Consider the following 6972-nt stretch of genomic DNA (forward strand, 5'->3'; position numbering starts at 1 on the left):
GCGGCCGCACGTCGAATCGCGCGGCCGCCGTCGTGTTGCGTGGCACGCTGCCGTGCCACGCAACACATCGCCGATTACACGGAAGCCGCGGCCTCCGCCGTTGCCGGCGCCCAGCCGCCGCCGAGCGCACGGTACAGCGCGATCGCGTTCGCGAGCCTGAGCTGCCTGAGCCGGATCAGCTCCTGCCCCGACTCGTACGTGCTGCGCTGCGCGTCGAGCAGTTCGAGATACGTCGCGACGCCGCCCGCATAGCGACGCTCCGCGAGCTTCAGCCGCGCGCCGTCCGCCGCATACACGTCCTGCTGCGCGGCAAGCTGCCGGTCGATCCAGTCGCGCGCGGCGAACGCATCGGCCACTTCGCGAAACGCGGTCTGGACGGCCTTCTCGTATTCGGCGACCGCGATGTCCTTGCGCGCGTGCGCGACGTCGAGGTTCGCGCGATTGCGTCCGCCCGCGAAGATCGGCAGCGTGATGCGCGGCGCGAACGTCCACACGCTCGTGCCGGCCGCGAACAGGTTCGAGAACGCGTCGCTCACCGAGCCGTAGTCGGTCGTCAGCGCGATGCGCGGGAAGAACGCCGCACGCGCCGCGCCGATGTTCGCGTTCGCGGCCTTCAGCCGTGCCTCGGCCTGCCGGATGTCCGGCCGTCGTTCGAGCAATTGGCTCGGCGCGCCCGGCGCCACGGGCGCGATCGACAGCGTGTCGAGCGCGGTCGCGTCGTCGGGCACGTTGCGCGCGAAATCGCCCGCCAGCAATTGCAGCGCCCGTACGGCCTGCGCATGCTCGCGCTGCAGCGCGGCCTGCGACGCGCGCGCGGACGCCACCAGCATCTCGGCCGAGCGCAGCTCGATCGCGTCGCTCGTGCCCGCGGCATAGCGGCGTTGCGTGAGCGCGGCCATCCGCTCGCGGGCTTCGAGCGTACGCTGAGCGAGCGCCAGTTGCTCGTGCAACGATCGCTCGGAAACATACGCGCCCGCCACTTCGGCGATCACGCCGATGCGGACCGTGCGCTGCGCGTCGGCCGTCGCGAAGTATTCGGCGAGCGCCGCGTCGGACAGGTTGCGCACGCGGCCGAACAGGTCGAGCTCGTACGCGCTGATGCCGACGCCCGCGCGATACAGCCCGCTGATCGCGCTTTCGCGCACGACCGGGTCGTACTGGCGCGCGCGTTCATAGCCGAGATTCGCATCGACCGACGGCATCCGGTCCGCGCGCTGCACGCCATACAGCGCGCGCGCTTCGTCGAGCCGGCCGGCCGCGATCCGCAGGTCGCGGTTGTTCGCGAGCGCCGCGTCGATCCACGCCTGCAGCGCCGGATCGGTGAAATACGCATGCCAGTCGTCGAGCAACGCGGCATCCTGCGCCGCGGGCGGTTCGGCCGCCGATGCCGTGCCGGCGTCGACCGGCGCATAGGTCGCCGGCACCGGCGCGGCCGGACGCTCGTAACGCGGCGCGAGCGAACAGCCGGCAAGCGCCAGCGCGGCGGCCAGCGCGACCTGAACCCGCAGCGCGCCGCGTGCATTCAGCGCAAACATCATGGTTGCGAACCCTCCATCGTCGTCGGCTGCGCGCCACCGCGTCGGCGCGGGCCGACGTCGAACAGGCGGCCGACGATCACGAAAAACAGCGGGACGAGGAACACCGCGAGCACGGTCGCCGTGATCACGCCGCCGAGCACGCCGGTGCCGATCGCCATCTGCGCGCCGGACGCGGCGCCCGACGCGAACGCGAGCGGCAGCACGCCGACGCCGAACGCGAGCGACGTCATCACGATCGGCCGCAGCCGCAGGCGCGCGGCCTCGAGCGCGGCGTCGACGAGCGACATGCGCTGCGCGACCAGATCCTTCGCGACTTCGACAATCAGGATCGCGTTCTTCGCCGACAGCCCGATCGTCGCGATCAGTCCCACCTTGAAATAGATGTCGTTCGGCATCATCCGCAGCGTGACGCCGAGCACCGCGCCGATCACGCCGAGCGGGACGACCAGCATCACCGCGAACGGAATCGACCAGCTCTCGTAGAGCGCCGCGAGCGCGAGGAACACGACGAGCACCGACAGCGCGAACAGCATCGGCGCCTGCGCACCCGACAGCCGCTCCTCGAACGACTGCCCCGACCACGCATAGCCGATGCCGGCCGGCAGCTTCGCGGCGATCCGCTCGATCGCGCTCATCGCCTCGCCGCTGCTGTGGCCGGCCGCGGCCGAGCCGTTGATCGTGAACGACGGATAACCGTTGTAGCGCGTGAGCTGCGGCGGCCCGAGCGTCCAGTGCAGCGTCGTGAACGCCGCGAGCGGCACCATCTCGCCGCGCGCGTTGCGCACGCGCAGCTTCTTCACGTCGTCCGGATCGAGCCGGTGCAGCCCGTCGGCCTGCACCATCACGCGCCGCACCTGCGTGCCGTGCATGAAGTCGCCGATATAGTCGGAGCCGAACATCACCGCGAGCGTCGTGTTGATCTCGTCCATCGACACGCCGAGCGCGGACGCCTTCGCACGATCGATGTCGAGCTTCAGTTGCGGCGCGTCCTGCGTGCCCGCGAACATCAGGTCGGTGAGCGCGCGATCCTTGCCGCCCGCCGCGAGCAGTTGCTCGCGCGCGGCGCTGAACGTCGCGTAGTCGAGCCCGCCGCGGTTCTGCAGCCGGAAGTCGAAACCGCTCGACGAACCGAGATCGGGCAGCGCCGGCGAGTTCATCGCGAACACGGTCGTGTTCGGCGTGCCCGCGAAACGCTCGTTGATGCGCGCGACGATCGACTGCACGTGATCGCGCTCGGCCTTGCGCTCCTTCCAGTTCTTCAGCGTGACGAAGATCATCCCGCCGTTCGGCCCTTCGCCGTACAGGTTGAAGCCGCCGAGCGCATACGTGTAGGCGGTCGGCTCGTCGCGGCGGATGGCCGACTCGACTTCGCGCACGCTCTGCATCGTTTCCGCGAGCGGCGTGCCTTGCGGGCGAATCACCATCACCATGAAGTTGCCCTGGTCCTCGTCCGGCAGGAACGCGGTCGGCAGTTGCGTGAGCATCAGCGCGGCGGCCGCGGTCAGCGCGCCGTACACGACGAGCCAGCGCACCGGCTTCTTCAGCATCGTGCCGACCCGCGTCGCATAGCGCTGCGTCGCCCGCGCGACGAAACGGTTGAACCAGCCGAAGAAGCCGCCCTTCTCGTGATGGTCGCCGGACACCGGCTTGAGCAGCGTCGCGCACAGCGCGGGCGTCAGCGACAGCGCGAGGAAGGCCGAGAAGCCGATCGACACCGCGAGCGACAGCGCGAACTGCCGGTAGATGTTGCCCACCGCGCCGCCGAAGAACGCCATCGGCACGAACACCGACGTCAGCACCACGGTGATCCCGACGATCGCGCCGCTGATCTGTCGCATCGCCTTGACGGTCGCGTCGTACGGCCCGAGCCCTTCCTCGACCATCAGTCGCTCGACGTTCTCGACGACGACGATCGCGTCGTCGACGAGGATGCCGATCGCGAGCACCATGCCGAACATCGTCAGCACGTTGATCGAGAAGCCGGCCGCATACATCACGCCGAACGTGCCCGCGAGCGCGACCGGCACGACCAGCGTCGGAATCAGCGTCGCGCGCAGGTTCTGCATGAACAGGAACATCACGAGGAACACCAGCACGCCGGCCTCGATCAGCGTCGTGACGACCTTGTTCATCGATACGCGCACGAACGACGACGTCTCGTACGGGATCTGGTATTTCACGCCCGGCGGGAAGTACGCGGACAGCTCGTCCATCGTCGCGCGCACGCGCTTCTCGGTGGACACCGCGTTCGAGCCCGGCGCGAGCTTGATGCCCATTCCGGTCGCGACCTTGCCGTTCACGTACGACGGATAGTTGTAGTCGTTGCCGCCGAATTCGACGCGCGCGACGTCGCGCAGGAACAGCGCCGAGCCGTCGGGCCGCGCGCGCAGCGCGATCGCGCCGAAATCGGCCGGCGTCTTCAGCGGTGCGTCCGCGAACACGGTCGCCGCGATCGGCGCGCTGGCCGGCACCGCGCTGCGGCCGATATCGCCGATCGTCACGCGCGCGTTGTGCGCGCGCACGGCCGACGCGATGTCCGACGCGGTGAGGCCGTGCCCGGCCATCTTCACCGGGTCGGGCCAGATCCGCATCGCATATTCGGCGCCCCAGAACTGCACCTTGCCGACGCCCTCGACGCGGCGCAGCGCCTGCACGACGTTCGCCGACGCGTATTCGCCGAGCTGCACGTCGGTCATCCGGCCATCGTCGGACGTCAGCGACACGACGAGCTGGATGTTGTCGGCGGCCTTCTCGACCTGGATGCCGTCGCGGCGCACGGGCTCGGGCAGGCGCGCATCGACGGTCTTCAGCCGGTTCTGCACTTCGACGGCCGCGAGATCGGCGTTCACGCCCTGCTTGAACGTCAGGTACAGCGACGCCGCGCCGGCGCTGCTCGTCGCGGACGTATACAGCAGCCCCGGCGCGCCGTTCATCTCGCGTTCGATCAGCGCGGTCACCGATTCCTCGACGACCTGCGCGGACGCGCCCGGGTACGTCGCATAGATGCTGACGACGGGCGGCGCGATGTCCGGGTACTGCGCGACGGGCAGCGCGCGAATCGCGAACAGGCCGCCCAGCATGATGAAGATGGCGATCACCCACGCGAAGACGGGGCGATCGATGAAGAAACGTGCCATGTTGGTTTGAACCGGTCAGGTTTGACGGGCGGCCGCCTGCGAAGCGGCCGCGGGCGGCGCCGCCTTCGACGGCGGCGCTTTCTCGACGGGCTTGACGGCCGTATCGGGCGCGAACTGCGCGGCGTCGTCGACGATCACGCGCTCGCCGCCCGCGAGGCCGCGCGTGATGCGCCAGTCATGGCCGCTCATCTGGTCGGCCGTGACCTCGACGTCCTTGACCTTGCCGTTCGAGCCGACGACCCGCACCGACGTACGGTCGGCCGTGCGCAGCAGCGCGTCGCGCGGCACGAGGATCGCCCGCTGGTCGACCGCCGTGTCGAGCGCGATCCGCACATACGCACCCGGCAGCAGCTCACGCTCCGGATTCGGGAACAGCGCGCGCATCGCGACGGTGTCCGTCGTCGGATCGACCGCAAGATCGCTGAACAGCAGCTTGCCCTTCAGCGGATACGCGGTGCCGTCGGCGCGCAGCAGCGTCACCGCGACGTCGTGCTGCGCGATGCCCGTCGCGCGCCCGCTCTTCACGGCGCGACGCAATGCGTCGACGTCGGCGGCCGGCTGCGAGAAGTTCACGTAGATCGGATCGAGCTGCTCGACGGTCGTGAGCGGGGTCGCCTGGTCCTGCCCGACGAGCGCGCCCTCGGTCACGAGCGCGCGCCGTGCGCGGCCCGCGATCGGCGCGGTGACGGTCGCGTAGTCGAGCTGCAGCTGCGCGCGCGCGAGTTCGGCTTTTGCCGATGCGACCTCGGCCTTCGCCTGCGTATCGGCCGCGACGGCCTCGGTGTGGTCGCGCTCGCTCACCGCGCGATCGCGCACGAGATCGTCGTAACGGCGGCGCTTGTCGGTCGCGGCGAGCGCGGCGGCCTGCGCCTTCGCGAGCGCGCCCTGCGCGGCGTCGCGTGCGGCCTTCAGCGGCGCGGGATCGATGCGGAACAGCACCGCGCCCTGCTTCACTTCCTGGCCTTCCTCGTAGGTACGGGCGGTGACGATGCCCGCGACCCGCGCGCGGACTTCCGCCTGCCGGTAGGCGTCGAGCCGGCCCGGCAGTTCGACGGTCATCGGCACGGCCGTCGGGCGCACCGTCACGACGGTGGCCTGCTTCGCGGTCTCCGGCGCGGCGTCCTTGTCGCCCTTTCCGCATCCGGCCACGGCCAGCAGGGCCGCGAGCGCGAACGGCGCCAGCCGCATGCGGCGCCACAGGGTGCGTTTGTTATTCATGTTCTGACCTCGGATCATTCGCCGCCGATACAATGCGGCGGCTCAGGGTGGCCGATTATAATCAGTCACGACTGATTAAATACATGCTGTTTCAATCTGACCGACACACTGTCTCAATAAAACGACAGCGAACTGTAAGGAATTTTACGACATGGCCCGCAAGACCCGGGAAGAATCGCTCGCCATCAAGCACCGGATCCTCGACGCCGCCGAGCTCGTGCTGCTCGAAAGAGGCGTCGCGCAGACCGCGATGGCGGACCTCGCCGAGGCCGCCGGGATGTCGCGGGGCGCCGTCTACGGCCACTACCGCAACAAGATGGAAGTGTGTCTGGCGATGTGCGACCGCGCGTTCGCGCGCACGTCGGAAGGCTTCGACGCGGGCGACGGCCTGCCGCCGTTCGCGACGCTGCGCCGCGCCGCGTCGCACTACCTGCAGGAATGCGGCGAGCCGGGGCCGATGCAGCGCGTGCTCGTGATTCTCTATACGAAGTGCGAGCAAAGCGAGGAGAACGGCGCGCTGCAGCGGCGCCGCATGCTGCTCGAGCTGCAGATGCTGCGGATCACGAAGGCGCTGCTGCGTCGCGCGATCGCCGCCGGCGAGCTCGCCGCCGATCTCGACGTGCATCTGGCCGCCGTTTATCTGGTGTCGCTGCTCGAAGGCGTGTTCGCGTCGATGATCTGGACCAACCGGCTGCGCGGCAACCTGTGGAACGACGCCGAGGCGATGCTCGACGCCGGCTTCGACGCCGTCCGGACCTCCGCCGCGCTGCGTGGGCGCGCGCAAAAATTGCCGGACTGACGAAAATTGTCGTAACAAATGCTGATTTAACCCGACTTACCGCACTGCGAAACGAATGAGCTGACCCCCTTTAAAATTTTTAACGTTTTGCGGAACATCGGTAGACTGACGCTGTCATCTTTCTTTAGCGTCTTCGTGATAACCGGGTTCGACCCGGTAGGCACGCCGCCGTTCGAAGCGGGCACTGCCCCGCAGGTTGGGTCGAACGGAAACGACACAGGCCCCTGGCGGGGCCTGTTTTGTCTGTCTCTTATACACCTCTGACGCTGCCGACGATAAG

At 68.9% G+C, this 6972-nt stretch carries 4 protein-coding genes; 1 reads left to right on the top strand and 3 read right to left on the bottom strand.

Annotation, left to right across the window (positions count from 1 at the left end; all coding sequences use genetic code 11):
• Positions 1 to 74: 74 nt before the first annotated feature.
• Genes H0X91_RS21340 through H0X91_RS21350 form a run of 3 tightly spaced genes read right to left on the bottom strand, consistent with a single transcriptional unit; the run spans position 75 to position 5893 of the window.
• Entirely contained in the window at positions 75 to 1535 is a 1461-nt protein-coding gene (locus H0X91_RS21340) for an efflux transporter outer membrane subunit (protein WP_043206248.1), read from the bottom strand.
• Positions 1535 to 4675 (bottom strand): multidrug efflux RND transporter permease subunit, encoded by a 3141-nt coding sequence (locus H0X91_RS21345; protein ID WP_006499092.1) that lies wholly within the window; start codon positions 4673 to 4675, stop codon positions 1535 to 1537. Before H0X91_RS21345 ends, H0X91_RS21340 begins: the two co-directional genes overlap by 1 nt.
• A gap of 15 nt (positions 4676 to 4690) precedes the next feature.
• The gene (locus H0X91_RS21350) at positions 4691 to 5893 is read right to left on the bottom strand and encodes a MexX/AxyX family multidrug efflux RND transporter periplasmic adaptor subunit (protein WP_196433317.1); all 1203 of its coding nucleotides are present in this window, start codon (positions 5891 to 5893) and stop codon (positions 4691 to 4693) included.
• Positions 5894 to 6044: 151 nt separating this feature from the next.
• Here H0X91_RS21350 and H0X91_RS21355 point away from each other — a divergent pair, with 151 nt between their 5' ends.
• Positions 6045 to 6692 carry a TetR family transcriptional regulator gene (locus tag H0X91_RS21355; protein ID WP_006499094.1) on the top strand — a complete coding sequence of 216 codons (648 nt, stop codon included), beginning with the start codon at positions 6045 to 6047 and terminating at the stop codon, positions 6690 to 6692.
• Positions 6693 to 6972 lie beyond the last annotated feature (280 nt).

It is taken from the genome of Burkholderia sp. 9777_1386 (assembly GCF_015712265.1).
GTDB classification, from domain to species: Bacteria; Pseudomonadota; Gammaproteobacteria; order Burkholderiales; family Burkholderiaceae; genus Burkholderia; species Burkholderia cenocepacia.

Bases quoted from the DNA above. Each gene is read 5' to 3' on its own strand.
- H0X91_RS21345 (WP_006499092.1), bottom strand. From the start codon at position 4,675: ATGGCACGTTTCTTCATCGATCGCCCCGTCTTCGCGTGGGTGATCGCC.
- H0X91_RS21355 (WP_006499094.1), top strand. From the start codon at position 6,045: ATGGCCCGCAAGACCCGGGAAGAATCGCTCGCCATCAAGCACCGGATC.
- H0X91_RS21350 (WP_196433317.1), bottom strand. From the start codon at position 5,893: ATGAATAACAAACGCACCCTGTGGCGCCGCATGCGGCTGGCGCCGTTC.
- H0X91_RS21340 (WP_043206248.1), bottom strand. From the start codon at position 1,535: ATGTTTGCGCTGAATGCACGCGGCGCGCTGCGGGTTCAGGTCGCGCTG.